The organism is Azospirillum soli (assembly GCF_017876165.1).
Taxonomy (GTDB): domain Bacteria; phylum Pseudomonadota; class Alphaproteobacteria; order Azospirillales; family Azospirillaceae; genus Azospirillum; species Azospirillum soli.
In genome coordinates this window covers 32,062-47,939 of record NZ_JAGINQ010000021.1, presented here as the reverse complement: position 1 = coordinate 47,939, position 15,878 = coordinate 32,062, and the positions used below count along the sequence as shown (strand labels likewise).

10 protein-coding genes and 1 tRNA gene are annotated in these 15,878 nt (G+C 69.0%); 2 read left to right on the top strand and 9 right to left on the bottom strand.

Going from position 1 to position 15,878, the window contains the following annotated elements; translation table 11 throughout:
* Positions 1 to 64 precede the first annotated feature (64 nt).
* The gene (locus J2852_RS24970; RefSeq protein ID WP_246499964.1) at positions 65 to 538 is read left to right on the top strand and encodes a GNAT family N-acetyltransferase; all 474 of its coding nucleotides are present in this window, start codon (positions 65 to 67) and stop codon (positions 536 to 538) included.
* On the opposite strand, the gene J2852_RS24965 is transcribed toward J2852_RS24970, so the two are convergent.
* The 3 genes from J2852_RS24965 to J2852_RS24955 all read right to left on the bottom strand — a co-directional run bounded on the left by J2852_RS24965 (position 535) and on the right by J2852_RS24955 (position 9,840).
* Positions 535 to 3,258, bottom strand: coding sequence for an ATP-binding protein (locus J2852_RS24965; protein WP_209880904.1), 2,724 nt, complete (start codon positions 3,256 to 3,258; stop codon positions 535 to 537). The two genes, J2852_RS24970 and J2852_RS24965, sit on opposite strands and share 4 nt — an antisense overlap.
* Positions 3,255 to 4,205, bottom strand: coding sequence for an ABC transporter substrate-binding protein (locus J2852_RS24960; protein WP_209880902.1), 951 nt, complete (start codon positions 4,203 to 4,205; stop codon positions 3,255 to 3,257). The genes J2852_RS24965 and J2852_RS24960 overlap by 4 nt, the downstream gene beginning before the upstream one ends.
* A 226-nt stretch (positions 4,206 to 4,431) precedes the next feature.
* Positions 4,432 to 9,840: a trifunctional serine/threonine-protein kinase/ATP-binding protein/sensor histidine kinase gene (locus tag J2852_RS24955; RefSeq protein ID WP_209880900.1), complete on the bottom strand. Its 5,409-nt coding sequence runs from the start codon at positions 9,838 to 9,840 to the stop codon at positions 4,432 to 4,434.
* A gap of 265 nt (positions 9,841 to 10,105) precedes the next feature.
* Between J2852_RS24955 and J2852_RS24950 the strand changes: the two genes are divergently transcribed.
* A tRNA-Tyr gene (locus J2852_RS24950) sits at positions 10,106 to 10,191 on the top strand.
* 44 nt (positions 10,192 to 10,235) lie between these two features.
* Here J2852_RS24950 and J2852_RS24945 read toward each other — a convergent pair.
* The 6 genes from J2852_RS24945 to J2852_RS24920 all read right to left on the bottom strand — a co-directional run bounded on the left by J2852_RS24945 (position 10,236) and on the right by J2852_RS24920 (position 15,447).
* Entirely contained in the window at positions 10,236 to 10,598 is a 363-nt protein-coding gene (locus tag J2852_RS24945) for a VanZ family protein (RefSeq protein ID WP_209880899.1), read from the bottom strand.
* Positions 10,599 to 10,687: 89 nt separating this feature from the next.
* Entirely contained in the window at positions 10,688 to 11,743 is a 1,056-nt protein-coding gene (locus tag J2852_RS24940) for an ABC transporter ATP-binding protein (RefSeq protein WP_209880897.1), read from the bottom strand.
* 3 nt (positions 11,744 to 11,746) lie between these two features.
* Entirely contained in the window at positions 11,747 to 12,580 is an 834-nt protein-coding gene (locus J2852_RS24935) for a carbohydrate ABC transporter permease (RefSeq protein ID WP_209880895.1), read from the bottom strand.
* A gap of 3 nt (positions 12,581 to 12,583) precedes the next feature.
* Positions 12,584 to 13,480, bottom strand: a complete 897-nt coding sequence (locus tag J2852_RS24930) for a carbohydrate ABC transporter permease (RefSeq protein WP_209880893.1) — start codon at positions 13,478 to 13,480, stop codon at positions 12,584 to 12,586.
* On the bottom strand, positions 13,474 to 14,736 hold the full coding sequence (locus J2852_RS24925; RefSeq protein WP_209880891.1) for an ABC transporter substrate-binding protein: 1,263 nt from the start codon (positions 14,734 to 14,736) through the stop codon (positions 13,474 to 13,476). The genes J2852_RS24930 and J2852_RS24925 overlap by 7 nt, the downstream gene beginning before the upstream one ends.
* Positions 14,737 to 14,811: 75 nt before the next feature.
* A complete protein-coding gene (locus J2852_RS24920) occupies positions 14,812 to 15,447 on the bottom strand; it encodes a class I SAM-dependent methyltransferase (protein ID WP_209880890.1) in 636 nt (211 codons plus the stop codon).
* Positions 15,448 to 15,878: the final 431 nt, after the last annotated feature.

The window sequence follows — 15,878 nt, the reverse complement described above, 5'->3', positions numbered from 1 at the left end:
AAGAAGGGCTGTGATGGGGGACTTGCCGTCCGACACCCCACCCGACACCCCCAGGAGAATCCCTTTGGCGACACCCCCGTCCACCACGCCCTCCGCCATCCGCGTGCGCCCGCTGGAGGCCGCCGACTATGAAACGTGGCTGCCGCTGTGGCACGGCTATCAGGCCTTCTATAAGACGGACATCCCGGAGGAGACGACGCGGGTCACCTGGAACCGCTTCCTCAATCCCGGCGAACCAATGTTCGGCGCGCTGGCGTTCGACGGGGACAAGGCGGTGGGGCTGGTGCACTGGATATACCACCGCTCCTGCTGGACGGTCGGCGACTACTGCTATCTGCAGGATCTGTTCGTCGCCGAGGGGCGGCGGGGCGGCGGCCTGGGGCGGACGCTGATCGAGTATGTCTACGACACCGCCAAAGCCGCCGGCTGCTCGCGCGTGCACTGGCTGACGCACGAGACCAACACCGACGCCATGAAGCTGTACGACCGCATCGCCGACCGATCGGGGTTCGTGCAGTACCGCAAACTGCTTTCTTAAGGGGCCAGCCGGCGCAGCGTCTCGGCCAGCCGGTCGAGGTCGAGCGGCTTGGTGAGGTAGCCGGCAAAGCCGGCCTCCTCGGCCCGCGCGACCTCGTGCGAGAAGGCATCGGCGCTCAGCGCCAGCACCGGTCGGGCCGATCCGTCGGCGCGGACCTTAAACCGCCCCACCAGCTCGAAGCCCGAGGCGTCCGGCAGGTTGATGTCGAGCAGGACCAGATCCGGGTCCACCATCCCGGCCAGCGCCAAGCCGTCCGCACCGCTCCCGGCGGTCAGCAGGCTCACGCCGTCATGGCCGGTGAGATACTCCTCGATCAGCCGGCGGTTGGCGTCGTTGTCCTCGACGTAAAGAATCGTGCAGGGCGGAATGGTCCGGTCGGCCGTGGAAGCAGCCTGCGGGGACGGCGCATCGGACGGGCCGGCGGAGGGCAGGGAGAACCAGAAGGTCGAGCCCTCCCCCTCCACGCTCGACAGGCCGATGGTGCCGCCCATCAGCTCCACGAGCTTGCGGGTGATGGCGAGGCCGATGCCCGTGCCCTCGATGCCGCGATGCTCGGCGCTCAGGCGGTTGAAGGGCTGGAACAGCTCCGACAGGCGATCCTGCGGGATGCCGCGCCCGGTGTCGCGGACGACGAGGCGCGGCCAGGAGGGTTCGGAAACGTCGATCGAGATGGTGACGGATCCGTCAGGACGGTTGTACTTGACCGCGTTGGACAACAGATTGACGAGCGCCTGCCGGATCCGCCGCCGGTCGCCGCGCACGGTTGGCGGAGCGGAGGCTCCGGCCGTGTCGTCGATCATCACGATGCCCGCCGTCTCGGCGGCCGGGGCGACGATGTCCAGCGCCTCCAGGACGATGTCGCGCAGGGGAATGTCCTCGATGGTCAGGGTCACGCGCCCCGCCTCGATGCGCGCCAGATCCAGCACGTCCTCGATCAGCGCCAGCAGATGCTGCCCGGCGTTCAGGATGATGCGGACGTAATCGGCCTGCTTGGGTGGCAGGCCCGTGCCCGCGCTGCGCTCCAGCAGTTGGGCGAAGCCGAGGATGGCGTTCAGCGGCGTGCGCAGTTCATGGCTCATGCCCGACAGGAATTCGGACTTTGCGCGGTTGGCGCGCTCGGCCAGTTCCTTGGCCTCGATGAGCTGCCGTTCGATTTCCTTGCGCGCGCTGATGTCGCGCAGGCTGCCGATGAACAGCCGGCCCTCGTCGGTGACCAGTTCCGACACGGCGAGATCCATCGGAAACAGGGTTCCGTCGCGCCGCCGCGCCATCACCTCCCGGCTGCGGCCGATGACGCGCGTCACGCCGGTGCGGACGTACTCCGCGACATAGGCGTCGTGTGACCCGGCCTCGTCCGACGGCATCAGCGCGTCGATGGAACTGCCGACGGCCTCGGCGGCGGTCATGCCGAAGATGCGCTCGGCGGCCGGGTTGATGGCGCGGATGGTCCCGGCCTCGTCCAGCACCATGATGCCTTCGAACACGGTGTCCATGATGGCGCGGGTGTGCCGCTCGCTGGCTTCCGCCTCGGCGGTGCGCCGGGCCACGCGCTCCTCCAGCCCCTCGTTCAGGTCGCGCAGCGCCGCTTCCGCCTGCTGGCGGGTGGACACCTCCTGCTGAAGGGCGTCGATCAGGCCGTGCAGGCGCGCGGTCATCGCGTTGAAGGCGCGGGCCAGGTCGCCCATTTCGTCGTTCCGCCGCTCGTCGGCCTGACGCGTCAGGTCGCCGCCGGCGATGGCCCGCGCCGTGTCGGCGAGCGCGCCGAGCGGCTGGGTGATCGTGCGGCGCGCGCGGTGGACCATCACGCCGGCCAGCACGACGCCCGACAGCAGCAGGACCAGCATCACGGCCAGGATGCGGATCGTCGGCTCCAGTGCCTGGGCGGCGGGAACCTCCACGACGGCGGTCAGCGCCTGCGCGCCGACCAGCCGGCGCACGGCGGCGCGCGCCACCCACCCCCCGTCGAGGCCGGTAACCATCCCGACCTCCAAGGGCTGCGGGACGGTCATGCCCTTCAGCACGGCCGACGGGTTGCGATGGGCGATCACGCGGCCCGCCGAATCCACGACGTAAGCGCGCAATCCTTGCTCAGTCCAGGCCTGGGCGACGAGGTGCCAGATCGGCTTGATGCGCATGCGCGCGACGAGCGCGCCGTCCAGGGAGTGCTGGTCGTCGGCGATCGACGGCAGCGCGACGAGCATGGATGGCTCCCCGGTTGCCGGGTCGTACTCCGCCGGCCCGTAGACGACGGCGCCGGAGGCGAGCGCCTTGGTCACCGCGGGAATCTCCGCTAGACTGCCCAGGTCGTCCGACATCACGATGCTGTCGAAGTCGGCGCGCGCGATCTCGCGGCCGGCCTGATCGACCAGAGACACTTCGGAGAAGCGGTGGGCCTCCGCGATCAGCGCGTCGAGGCGCAGGTCGAGCGCCGCGCCCTCGTAGCCGGCGGTCTTGATCTCGCCAATGGCCGCGCGCATCGACTGCTCCGTCTCCCGGAACAGTCCGGTCACGTCCAGCATGACCCGCCGCGCCGTCTCCTCTTGCATCGCAAGCGAGGTGGCCAGCCGCGTCTGATAGCTGTAGGGCAGCAGGACCACGCCGAGCGCCACCAGCGGCCCGGCCGCCAGCCCGAAAAAGGCGGTGGTCAGCCGGCGCCGGATGCTGCGGCGGGTGGGGGGCCGGGCGGGACGGCGCGCGCGGCTGCTGACCGCGTCGGTCATGGCATTACCACGCGGGCCTGCCGCAGGATGGCGCGGGGAATGGTGATGCCAAGGCGGCTCGCCGTGGCGAGATTGATGGACAGGGAAAACTCCGCAAATTCGATCGGCAGGTCGGCGGGGGACATGCCGCTCAGGATCAGGGCGCCCTGGTTCGCCGCCTGCATGCCCACGTCCCTTCCTTCGAAGCCGTAGGACATCAGCGCTCCCTGCTCCACCCCGCCCTGGTGCGGCATGGTCAGCGCGATGCCCCGGTCGATGGCGAAGCGGGCAAGCTCGCGGGCGTGCGAAGCCAGGACGGGATCCGGCGTTACCAGCATCGCCCGCGTGTCCATGGGAAGCCGCGCCATAGCCTCCTGCATGCCCTCCCAGCCGTCCACCGGTTCGACGACCAGCGTGATGCCCAGCTTGCGCGCGGCCTCCTCCAGAATGGGAAGGCTGGCGCGGGGGCTGGCGTCGTCGTGGTTGTACGGCACGTAGACGGAGGTCAGGTCCGGCACGATGCGCGTCAGCCAGGCCAGACGCCGCGCCTCCTGGCTGCCGAAGGTCACGCCGGTGGCCACGCCGCCCGGTTCGCGCAGCGACTTCGCCAGCCCGGTCTGCACCGGGTTGCTGGCCGGGGCGAACAGCACCGGCACCGGGTCCGGCGTACCCTGCCCGGCGGAGATGGCGGCGAGGGCGGCCTTGGTGGTCAGCGCCAGGATCAGGTCGGCCTTCTGCTCCACCAGACGGTGGGCCTCGGCAGCCAGAGCCTCGTCCTTGGCGATGACGCCGCGGAAGACGTAGGTGACGTCCCGCCCCTGCTCCCAGCCCAGCCGGGCCATGCCCATGCGGAAGCCGTCGAAGGCGGGCAGCGGCACCTCGGCGTTGGTCAGGACCCCGACGACCTTCATCCGCCGGCTGTCGGCCTGCGGACCGGTGGCGGCGACGGCCGAAGCCACGAGAGCCATGACGCTCACGACCACGGCCGTCCGCCCCCATCGACCCTTTGGCTTGCCGGACTGTGTCACCCGCACCCGCTTTCCCCTGTTCCGCCCCGGCGGATTGGCCCTCGCCCTATCAATATCAGGCGAGGCTTAAAGCAACCTTATGGTGGCTTGATCCGTCTCTTCTGTCATCATTCGTATACATATTTTAGGTAGGATCAATGTTATCCCCAGGGCAGCGCCCGCTTTCCTACGGCGCCACCTTGGGGAAACGCAGGGTGAAGCGCACGCCGGAACCAAGCGCACTGCCCACCTTGATGGTGCCGCCGAGCCGCTGGACCACGAGGTTGTACACGATGTGCAGGCCGAGCCCCGTGCTGCCGTGGGCTCGGCGGGTGGTGAAGAAGGGGTCGAAGATGGTGGGCAGGTTTTCCGGGGCGATGCCCAGACCATCGTCGGTGTAGACGAGTTCCACGTTGCCCGGATCCGGCTCACTGACGGCGATGCGCAGATGCCCGACCCGCTCCGGCTCGTAGCCGTGCACCAGGGAGTTGGAGACGAGGTTCGTCAGGATCTGCGCCAGCGCGCCTGGATAATTGTCGAGAAGGATCCCCTCCGGACAGGCCACGCTCAGCGTGTGGCCGGGCTTGTGCCACATGGGGCGCAGGCTGGCGACCAGATCGCCGATCCAGTCGTCCAGCGTGAAGAGGCGGCGTTCGTCGCTGGTCTGGTCGGCAGCGACCTGCTTGAACCCCTGCACGAGGTCGGCGGCGCGGGCCAAGTTGGAAAGGAGGAGCCCAGCGGTCTCCTGCATCGCATCGGCGTAGTTTTCGAAGTCGGAGCGCTTCAACTTGCCGACCCGGACCGCATCGCGCATCCGCCCGGTCTCGTCGGCGATGTGGGAGGCGGTGGTCAGCGCCACGCCCAGCGGCGTGTTGATCTCGTGCGCCACGCCGGCGACCAACTGGCCCAGCGCCGCCATCTTCTCCGCCTGGACCAGCTGTTCCTGGGTTTCCTGAAGCTGGACATGAGCGGCGCGCACCTCGTCCAGCGTGCCGCGCAGCACCTCCGATTGCTCGCTGAGCGCGCGGGTGCGGTCGGCGACCTGGGCTTCCAGGCTGCGGCTGAAGTCGGCCAGCTCGTCGTACAGACGCGCGTTCTCCAGCGAAATGGCGATCTGCGCCGTCAGCAGCCGGGGCGCCTCCAGCCGCTGGTCCACGAAGGCGTTGGTGGCGAGGTTGTTCTCCAGATAGAGCACGCCGACCAGCGCCCCCTGGCGGGACAGCGGCAGGCACAGCAGGGACTTCGGCCCGCGCGCCTTGATGTAGGGGTCCTCGGAAAAGCGCGGATCGCGGGCGGCGTCGGACAGCACCACCGGCTCCTGCACGCGGGCGGCGTAGGCGACGACGGTGGCCGGCAGGCGCGGCCCCCCATCCCCAGCCCCTCCGTTCTCGGCCGGCGCGTCGAGGGGAAGGCCCGGCAGCGCCGCAAAGCGGTCGGTCGTCGCGTCGCCCTCCGCCGCCAGCAGAAGCTGGCCGTCCGGCCCGGTCAGCAGCAGATTGCCGCGCTGGGCGCCGGCCACCTCGAACACGGTGCGCAGCATCTTTTCCAGCAGCGCCTCGCGGTGGATTTCGCCGGAGATGACCTGGGCGGCCTTGAACACGGCCTCCACGTCCAGGGCGTTGCCGGTGAGGCGGTCGGTGCTCGATGCCGTCTGGGCCGTGCCGCGCACCATCACCGGGGCGGCGGCGATCTCGGGAAAGCGGCGCTCCATCTCCGCGACCTTGGCCCAGGCCTCCCACCGGCGATAGGTGTCGCGGGCGCGGGTGCGGTAGAAGCGCGCGAGCGCGTCCCGTCCTCGCTCCGCGAAGAAGTCGGCGGCGCGCTCGGCGGCGGTGGCGGCGTCCTGGATGAAGCCGGCCTCCAGCGCGGCGGTGATGGCGAGGTCATAGGTCTGGGCGGCCTCGGCCGGGCGATCGCGCAGGCGCAGCCATTCCGCTTCGACCAGCAGCAGCCGGTGGCGGTGGTTGGCCGGGCCAATGGCCGCGACCTTGCGGAACCAGCGGACAGCCGGGGCGATGCGCTGGGCGGCCTTGCGCCGTTCCGCGCGGGTCGGCAGCGGCCCCATGCCGTCCACCAGCGCGCGTTCGAACAGCAGGATGGCCTGCTGGTAGGTGCCGTTCATGATCCTGGCGGTCGGCGCCATCGCCTCCAGAACGGCGCGGCACTCCTCCACCTGCCCGAACAGCCGGGCGACCTGAAGCTTCAGCAGCAGAACGACGTTGGTGGACACGGAATTGCCCGACGCCCGATAGTCGGCCAGCACCTTGTCCTCGTCCACATGCTGGCCGGTGAAGCGCCAAGGGGCGAAGTCTCGGGCGAAGTCCTTGGCGGGCGCGCCGCGCCGCAGGTTCTCCACCATCTGCGACACCACCGAGACCTGCGGGCCATAGAAGTTGGAGCCGATGCGCACGAAGCGGCGTTGCGCGTCCTGGGCTTCGGTCTCCAGCCGCGACAGGTCCACGCCCATGTGCCAGCCGAGCCGCAGCCAGGAGGACAGCGCGTAGCCGGCGCTCTCGCCGTCACCGACCGCCAAGGAGCCGTCGTAGGTCTCCATGAAGGCGGTGCGCACGGCGGTCATCGGCTCGGTCCAGTGGCGGCCGAAATACAGGCAGAAATACATCGCCCGCGGCATCTTCTGGTGGTCGATGCCGGCGGCGAGGTCCACCACGCGGCGCGTCCAGGACACGGCGGACTTGTGCCTGCCGACCACGCTCATCAGCGTCAGCCAGCCGGTGTAGGCGGACGCCAACTCGATCGGCGTGCCGCTCGCCAGACCCGCCTCGATGTGGCGGACGGCGTTGGGCAGCCACAGTTCCCGCTTGGCGACGAAGGCGGCGGTCAGCAGGACCGACAGCACCTCGCTGGTCCAGTGGGCCAGGACGGCGTCCTTAGGCGGGGGCGGCGGAAAATGGTCGTGCCGCAGCATCGCCCACCAGCCCTGCAGCAGCAGCTTCACCCCGCCCAGCGGTCCGCGCTGCTTCAGCAAGCGGATGTTCAGCATGCGCGCCGCCGCGTAGCCGACGTCGATGGCCCCGACGAGGTCACCGCGCGCCATCAGGCTGCTCATGTGCAGGATCTGGGTGCGGGCGGCGTCGGTCGGCGTGCGCGCCCGCCGGGTGACGAGGCCGGCCAGCTGGTCCACCTTGGCGTAGTCGCTGCCGACGCTGGCCGCCTGCAACGCCACCTCGTGCAGGTCCAGCGCCAGGGCATAGTCGCTGGCCCAGCCGTCCTCGCCCAGCAGCGCGATACCGGTTTCCGCGTATTCGACCGCCGGTTCGAAGGCGGCGGATTCGTTGGCGCGCCGCGCGGCCTCCAGGTTCAAGCGGGCGACGGAGCGGCGTTCGGCCGCGTCCTCAATCAGCGCGCGGCCCTGGTTGATGTGGCCGAGGATGTCGAACAGCCGTTCGTGCCGGGTGCCTGCGTCGGCGCGCGCCAGCATCAGCCGGCCGATGGTCCGGTGGGTGGCCGCGCGTTCGGCCTCCGGGATCAGGGCGTAGGCGGCCTGCTGCACGCGGTCGTGCAGGAAGCGATAGCCGGCGGCGAGCGTCGCCCTGGCCGTCTCGTCCTCCGACGGGTCGCCAGAAACCTGCGCCATGTAGCGGTAGGCGGCGTCCACCGGCACCACCAACTCTTCCCTTAGCGCGGGCCACAGGGCGCCGACCAGCGTGGCCGGCGGCAGATCGGCCGCGACCGACAGGGTGTTGAGGTCGAAGCGGTTACCGACGCAGGCCGCAACGCTGAGCGCGCGCTGCGTCGCCTCCGGCAGGCGTTGCAGCTTGCCGACCATCAGCTCGACCACGTTGGCGGTGCTGGCGTGGCCGGACACCGCTTCCCGGTCCCAGCGCCACGCCCCGGCCGCGCGGTCGAATTCGATCAGCCCGTCCTGATGGAGAGAGAGCAGGAACTGGGCCAGGAAGAAGGGGTTGCCCTCGGTCTTCGTCCGGCAGATCTCGGCCAGCGGCCGGGCCTCGGCCTCATCGACGCGCAGGGTCTCGGCGACCAGACCGCACACCGCCTCGGCCTCCAGCGGGCCGATGGTCATCGTCTCGACCGCGCCGCCGGCGACCAGCACGGCCTCCACCGCCTTGTTCAGCGGATGGCCGGTGGGAACCTCGCCGTCGCGGTAGGCGCCGATCACCAGCAGGTGGCGCATTTCCGGGTCGCCGACCAGCTTCGCCAGCAGGTCCAGCGACGGGCGGTCGGCCCATTGCAGGTCGTCCAGGAATAGCACCAGCGGCCGGTCAGGCGTGGCCAGCGCCATCACGAAATTCTGGAAGGTCAGCTGGAAGCGCAACTCGCTTTCCGCCGGCCCCAAGCGCGGCACCGCTGGCTGGTCGCCGAGGATCAGCGCGAAGGCGGGGATCAGCTCGGTGATCAGCGCGCCGTTGCCGCCGACCGCCTGGGCCAGCGCGGCGCGGCGCTCCTCCAGCACCGCTTCGGGTTCGGCCAGCAGGCGGCGGGCCAGCTGGTCGAAGGCCTGGATCAGCGCCGCGAAGGGGACGGAGCGGTTGAACTGGTCGAACTTGCCTTCCACGAGGTGGCCGCGCTTGGCGGCCATGGGCTTGTGCACCTCATGCACCAAGGCGGATTTGCCGATGCCCGGCTGGCCGGCGACCAGCAGCAGCTCGGCATGGCCGACGCAGACCCGCTCATAGGCGGTCAGCAGGCGGGCGGCCTGTTCCTCCCGCCCATAGAGTCGTTCGGGGATGCGGAAGCGCTCGCTGCGGTCCTCGCTGCCCAGCGGGAAGGCGGGCACGGGCCGCCCGGCCTCCAGCGCTGCGATGCAGGCGCCAAGGTCGGCCAGCAGGCCGTGGGCGCTCTGGTAGCGGTCCTCCGGATCCTTGGCGAGCAGCTTGAGGACGAGGGCGGAAACGGGCTGCGGGATGGACGGGTTCAGGCTGTGCGGCGGGACGGGCGCGCGGGCGATGTGGCCGTGCACCACGGCCAGCGTGTCGTCGCCCTCGAAGGGCACGCGGCCGGTCAGCAGTTCGTAGAGCGTGGCACCGAGGCCATAGAAGTCGGCGCGCCAGTCGATGCTGCGGTTCATACGCCCGGTCTGTTCGGGCGCGATGTAAGCCAGCGTCCCTTCGAACACCTGCGCGCCGGCGCTGGCCGTCTCGCGCGCCAATTCGGCGGCGATGCCGAAGTCGATCAGCTCGACCACGCCTGTGGCGCGGTTCCACACGATGTTGGCCGGGGTGACGTCCTTGTGGATGACGTCGCGCGCGTGGACGGACCCCAGCGCGGCGGCGGCAGACGCCGCGATGCGCAGCGATTCCAGCAGGGTCGGCCGTTCGTCCCGCAGAAGGCGGTCCAGGCTCTTGCCGCCATGGTCGCGCATGACAAGCGTCGGGCCGTCGCGCCCCTCGTACAGTTCCAGCATCTCGACGATGCCATGGCTCGCCAGCGCGCGGGCGAGCGCGTACTCGTGCCGGAAGCGCGGCACGTCGGAGGAATTGGGACGGGGACGCTCCAGACGCTTCAGCACGACCGGCAGGCCGTCTTCCACCCGCGCGCCGCGATAGACGCTCACCAGGGCGCCGTGGTGGAGTTTTTCGCCGACCGAATACTTTGACGCTGTGACAAAAACGTCCATGAACAACTCTGAGTTGGGAGCAGGTGGCTCTGCCGCGCCGCTTCTGCTCTCCGAAATGCCCGTCACGCGCGACAACCGGCGGCTTTCTCCTTCATACCACTTACGAAGTCCGCCGCAAAGCCATGGCCGGGCGCTTCCACGGCGCGCGGTGCGCTGTGGTTGCGGAAAATCCTCATGCGGACGATGCGTGAAGGTGCTTGACCTGGGCCGGCGGTCCCGCTAGATATCGCGCCCCGGCCGGGCCCAAGCTTCGCCGGGACCCGATGGAAGGGTGGCCGAGTGGTTAAAGGCAGCAGACTGTAAATCTGCCCGCGTCAGCGTACGCTGGTTCGAATCCAGCCCCTTCCACCATCCCGCTTCAGACAGCTGGCGTCAGACATGCGGCTTCACGCCGGTCACGCCCTGAAGCTTCCCTTGAAGCCGTTGATTTTGGTCGCCCGCCACGCGACCGCCAGCCCGACCAAGCCGCCGAGCGAACTGGCCGCGAAATCCGCAAAACCCGGATGCCGGCCAGGCGAAAAATACTGCAACACCTCCATCGCTCCGGCCAGCGCGGCCATGAGGCCGGCCAGCATGGCCCAGTGCTCCTCCTCCAGATAGCCAAGCCCGACGAAGAAGGCTGTGCCGGCGTAGGCCATGGCGTGCTCCAGCCGGCTGTCGGCGCCGGTCCGCGCCATGCTGTCGCTGGGCAACAGGGAAAGCGCGACGATGATCGCGACGCACAGCCACGCCGCCAGCCTGAAGGCCTTTTTCATCATCCGCCACCCTCTCTCGCTTTCGGGAGTCGTGATATCGCGCCGGATGGTCCCATCCGACAATGTCTGAATGGGCGTAGCCCGCAAGGACATCACAGCCGCCGGCCGTCGGCGTCGAACAGATGCACGGTCTCGCCACCGAGGACGAGCGGCAGGATTTCGCCCGCCTGCACGGGCACGTCGCCGTCGAGCCGCACCAGCATGCGCTGGCCGTCTTCAAGCTGAACGTGGCAATGGGTTTCGCCGCCCAGCCGCTCCACCGCCAGGATGGCGGCGGGCATGCCCTCGGCCCCCACCCCGACATGCTCCGGCCGGACGCCGAGCGTCACCGGCGTGCCGGGCGCGGGCAGAACTTCCGTCGGAACACGCAGGGCATGACCGCCGGGCAGGATCATGGAACCGTCGGGCGCGGCGGTCACCTCCAGGAAATTCATGGCGGGGGAGCCGATGAAGCCGGCGACGAATCGGTTAACCGGCCGGTGATAGAGGTCGAGCGGGGCGCCCACCTGCTCCACCCGGCCGGCGTTCAGCACCACGATCCGGTCGGCCAGCGTCATCGCCTCGACCTGATCGTGGGTCACGTAGATCATGGTGGCGCGCAGATCCTCCTTCAGCTTGGCGATCTCCATGCGCATCTGCACGCGCAGGCTCGCATCGAGGTTGGACAAGGGCTCGTCGAACAGGAAAACCTTGGGCTCCCGCACGATGGCGCGGCCGATGGCGACGCGCTGGCGCTGACCGCCGGAAAGGTCGCGCGGCTTGCGGTCGAGAAGATTCTCGATCTGGAGCAGGCGCGCGGCGGCGCGGACACGCTCGTTAATCGTCCCCTTGGATGTCCGCGACAGCGTCAGGCCGAAGGCCATGTTGTCGTAGGCCGTCATGTGCGGATAGAGCGCGTAGGACTGGAACACCATGGCGATGCCGCGCTCGGCGGGCGGCAGGTCGTTCACGGTCACGCCGTCGATGGACAGATCCCCGGCGCTCAGATCCTCAAGGCCCGCGATCAGGCGCAGCAGGGTCGACTTGCCGCAGCCGCTTGGGCCCACGAAGGCGACGAACTCCCCGTCGCGCACGTCGAGGTCCACGCCGTGGATGACCTCGATCCGGCCGAAGCTCTTGCGCACGCCGCGCAGGGTGACCCCGGCCATGCCCTACCCCTTCACGGCGCCGGCGGCCAGGCCGGACACGATGCGGCGCTGGAAGACCAGCACCAGGGCGATCAGCGGCACCGTCACGACGACCGAGGCCGCCATGATCTGGCCCCAGGGAAGCTCGTACTGGCTGGCCCCGGACATCAGCGCGATGGCAACCGGGACGGTGCGCGCCTCGTCGGTCAGGGTGAAGGTCAGGGCGAACAGGAACTCGTTCCACGCGGCGATGAAGGCGAGCAGCCCCGTCGCCGCCAGCGCCGGCCCCATCAGCGGCAGGAACACCCGCGTCACGATGACGAAGGGCGAGGCGCCGTCCACCATGGCGGCCTCCTCCAGCTCCTTCGGCAGCTCGCGCATGAAGGTGGTCAGGATCCACACCGTGAAGGGCAGCGTGAAGATCATGTAGGACAGCGCCAGCGCCCCCATCCCGTTGTAGAGGCCGAGCCAGCGGATCAGCTCAAACAGGCCGGAAAGCACCGCCACCTGCGGAAACATGGAGACGCCCAGCACGACCAGCAGCAGCAGCGTCCGCCCCCAGAACCGCACCCGCCCCAGTGCGTAGGCCGCCGCGACCGCCAGCCCCAGCGACAGCGCCACCACCGATACGGATACGGCCAGCGAGTTCAGGATGTTCCGCCCGAAGGACTGCTGCCGGAAGATGGCCTCGTAATTCTCAAGGGATGGGTGCGTCGGCCAAGCCTCCACCGTGAATAGCGCGCTGCCGGCCTTCAGTGAGGTGACGATGGCCCAATAGAACGGAAACACGGTGTAGGCGACGATGCTCAACACGAGGAGCGCGAGGCCGGCGCGGCCGGCAATACGGCGGATACGCATGGATCAGCCTCCCGGATCGAACCGAACCCGCCCCAGCGTGATCGCCGCGACCGTCGCCAGCGCCAAGACCATCACCAGCACGGTCGCCGCCGCCGAGCCGTAACCCACATCCTGGAAGTCGATCAGGTATTGGCGCGCGTAGACGGACATGGACATGGTCGCGCGGCTGTTGCCGGTCAGGACGTACATCAGGTCGAACACGCGCAGCGCGTCCAGCGTGCGGAACAGGATCGCCACCATCAGCGCCGGGCGGATCAGCGGTAGCGTAACCCGGAAGAAGACCTTAACCGGATGCACACCGTCCACCCGCGCCGCCTCGTACAGCTCGCGCGGAAGCATCTGGAGCGCTGCCAGGATCAGCAGCGCCATGAAGGGCGTCGCCTTCCACACGTCCACGGCAATGACGACGGGCAGCGCGAGGTTCGGATCCGCCGTCCAGGCCTTCGGCTCCGCGATCAGGCCCAGCCCCAGCAGCGCCTCGTTCACCACGCCATACAGATCGTGGAACATCCAGCCCCACATCTGCGCCGAGACGACGGTCGGTATGGCCCAGGGGATCAGCACGGCGGCGCGCAGGATGCCGCGCCCCGGAAGATGCGCGTTCAGCGTCAGCGCGATGACGAGGCCCAGCACTGTCTCGATGCCGACCGACACGACGGTGAAGATCACCGTGTTCCAGACCGCCCGCCACCACACCGGATCGCGCAGCAGCCACACGTAGTTGTCGAAGCCCACGCCCTGGTAGGCATCCAGCGTGGCGAGGGTGGCGTCGGTAAAGGAGAAATAGACCGTCCGCAGCAACGGCCAGCCGGCCACCGCCGCCAGCACCACCAGCATGGGCAACAAGAACAGCCACGCCGAGCGGCGGCGCTGCCGCGCGAGTCCGCCCACGCTCACCATCGCCCGCCCCGGCTGACGCGCACCAGCGCGCGATCGAGGTCGGCCAGCGCCTCCTTGGCGCCGCGCCGGCCGGTGAGAATCTCGTGGACGGTAGCGGAGAACTCGGCCGAGACTTGGTTGTAACGCATGCCCGTGGCCTGGGCGGGGCGGTTGACGGTGTTGCCGACCGCCTTCGCTAGTTCGCCCAGGAAGGGGTTGGCGGCGAGGACATCCGGATCCTCGTACAGGCTGGGGATGGTCGGGTTCGCGCCGCCGTGGATGGCGCGGCGCTTCTGCTCGGCCAGATCGGTCAGGTGGCGGGCGAGGTCTACGGCCTCCGGAATGTGCGCCGAGAATTTGCTGACCGCCAGCATCTGCCCGCCGAGCGTCGCGGCGTGCCGGCCGTCGGCTCCTCCCTTGGGCAATGGCGCCACGGCGACCTTGCCGCGCACCGGGCTGTCGGGTCCGTCCACCAGCGTCCAGGCATAGGGCCAGTTGCGCATGAAGACGGCGTTGCCGGACTGGAAGACGCCGCGCGCCTCCTCCTCCATGTAGTTCAGGACGCCCGGCGGGCTGATGGCCCCGACCCAGGCGTGAGCGGCGGTTAGGGCCTCGGCGGCGCGGGGGTTGTCGATGGTGATGGTGCCGGCGGGATCGACGATGGTGCCGCCGTTGCGGCTGGCGATCCATTCCAGGGCGTTGACGGTCAGCCCCTCGTAGGCCCGGCCCTGCCAGACATAGCCCCACAGCCGGTCGTTGCCGGCGGCGCGCTCCGCCCGCTGGATCAGGGCGGCGGTGTCCTCTAGCTCGTCCCAGGTCTCGGGGATCGGGCGATGGTGCGCGTCCAGCAGGTCCTTGCGGACGTAGAGCAGGCCGACATCGGCGAACCAGGGCAGCCCGACCAGCCGGCCCTTGACGGTCGCGGCCTCGACCATGGCCGGCAGGTGCCGGTCGAGGATCTGCGGATCGACATGGTCCTTCAGATCGACAAAGTAGTTGCCGAGGATGCCTGGCCAGACCACGTCGATCTGGAACACGTCGATGTCCGCCGAACCGGCGGCGAGAAGCTGCTGGTAAAGTGCCAGCTGTTCCCCGGCACCCTTCGGCGGGGAGACGAAGCGGACCTCGTTCCCGGTGTTCCTGGCCCAGGCCTGCGCCCCGTCGCGGCAGAGGTCGGCAGCGATGCCCAGCCCGCTGCACGCAAGCGTGACCGTCGCCCCCACAGCCGGGGACGCCGTCAGCAGCAACGCCACGATGATCGCGCACAGCCCCGCCATGGAGTTTTCAAATCCGTTCAACGACGGTTTGAAAACTCCGGCGCTGCGGCTGGGTTCCCGTTACGCCCCTTCCCGTTACGCCAGGGCGTCGGCGTCGCGGCGGCAGTGGAGCAGGCTGAACAGACCGAAGGGGGGAACGGTCTGCAACTCCTCCACCTTCAGGCGGGAGCCCGACATCAGCGTGTCGAGCGTGAAGTCCGGCCGCCAGCCGAGCTTCTTGGAGAAGGGCGCCATCCAGCCTTCGACCGAGCGGCGGATGCCCGGTTTGTCGGCGGCGAAGTGGTTGACGATCAGGATGTCGCCGCCCGGTTTGCAGACCCGTTCCAGCTCCGCCATGGTGCCCTGCGGGTCGGGGACGACGGTCATCACATACATGGCGACGACCAGATCGAAGCTGCCGTCGGCGAAGGCCAGCTTGCCGGCGTCCATCTCCAGCAGCCCCTCGACGTTGTCGAGCCGCTCGCGCTCCACGCGCTCCTGCGCGACCTTCAGCATGTCGGTGGACAGGTCGATGCCAGTGACGCGGTTGTCCTTGCGGTAGTCGGACAGCGAAATGCCGGTGCCCACGCCCACCTCCAGAACCCGCAGGCCGCCACGCCGGTTGATCCATTCGACGGCGGCGTGCCGGCCGGACGCCAGCAGGTTTCCGAACACATGGTCGTAGAAACGGGCGTACCGCCGATAGGCGGCGCGGATGGAATCGGCGTCCATGGGTCTCCTCGCGTTTTCTGGACCGGGACCATAACGGGCTTCGGCCAGCCATGAAAGACGCTGTGAAGCCAAGTGTTCCCTCGGACACGCGCATCAGATGCGTACTCTTGCGATGGATGGGCGACGGTTGGGGGTCTCGCCACGCTCGCGCTGCGTACTCTTGCGATGGTTGGACAGCCCGCGACTCCGAATCGGCCTGGAAATCCGAATCGCGTACCATGCCGGAAAGCGAAGAAAGGCCGATTCGCCGGAATCCGCGTACTCTTGTGATGAGTCGGTACCGCGCCCGTGGAGATGTCCCTCGTACTCCTGGGATGGGGGTGCGCACTCCTGAGATAGACGACTCGGGCCGACTCGGCTTTTCCCCCGTACTCTTGTGATGAATCAACTAATAGAGAATCTACTAGTTAACCTACTAGGTCTGCTCTCAA

Excerpts from the sequence above, each read along its gene's own strand:
- J2852_RS24960 (WP_209880902.1), bottom strand. The coding sequence starts at position 4,205 with ATGGCTCTCGTGGCTTCGGCCGTCGCCGCCACCGGTCCGCAGGCCGAC.
- J2852_RS24955 (WP_209880900.1), bottom strand. The coding sequence starts at position 9,840 with ATGGACGTTTTTGTCACAGCGTCAAAGTATTCGGTCGGCGAAAAACTC.
- J2852_RS24925 (WP_209880891.1), bottom strand. The coding sequence starts at position 14,736 with ATGGCGGGGCTGTGCGCGATCATCGTGGCGTTGCTGCTGACGGCGTCC.
- J2852_RS24965 (WP_209880904.1), bottom strand. The coding sequence starts at position 3,258 with ATGACCGACGCGGTCAGCAGCCGCGCGCGCCGTCCCGCCCGGCCCCCC.
- J2852_RS24930 (WP_209880893.1), bottom strand. The coding sequence starts at position 13,480 with ATGGTGAGCGTGGGCGGACTCGCGCGGCAGCGCCGCCGCTCGGCGTGG.
- J2852_RS24940 (WP_209880897.1), bottom strand. The coding sequence starts at position 11,743 with ATGGCCGGGGTCACCCTGCGCGGCGTGCGCAAGAGCTTCGGCCGGATC.
- J2852_RS24920 (WP_209880890.1), bottom strand. The coding sequence starts at position 15,447 with ATGGACGCCGATTCCATCCGCGCCGCCTATCGGCGGTACGCCCGTTTC.
- J2852_RS24945 (WP_209880899.1), bottom strand. The coding sequence starts at position 10,598 with ATGATGAAAAAGGCCTTCAGGCTGGCGGCGTGGCTGTGCGTCGCGATC.
- J2852_RS24935 (WP_209880895.1), bottom strand. The coding sequence starts at position 12,580 with ATGCGTATCCGCCGTATTGCCGGCCGCGCCGGCCTCGCGCTCCTCGTG.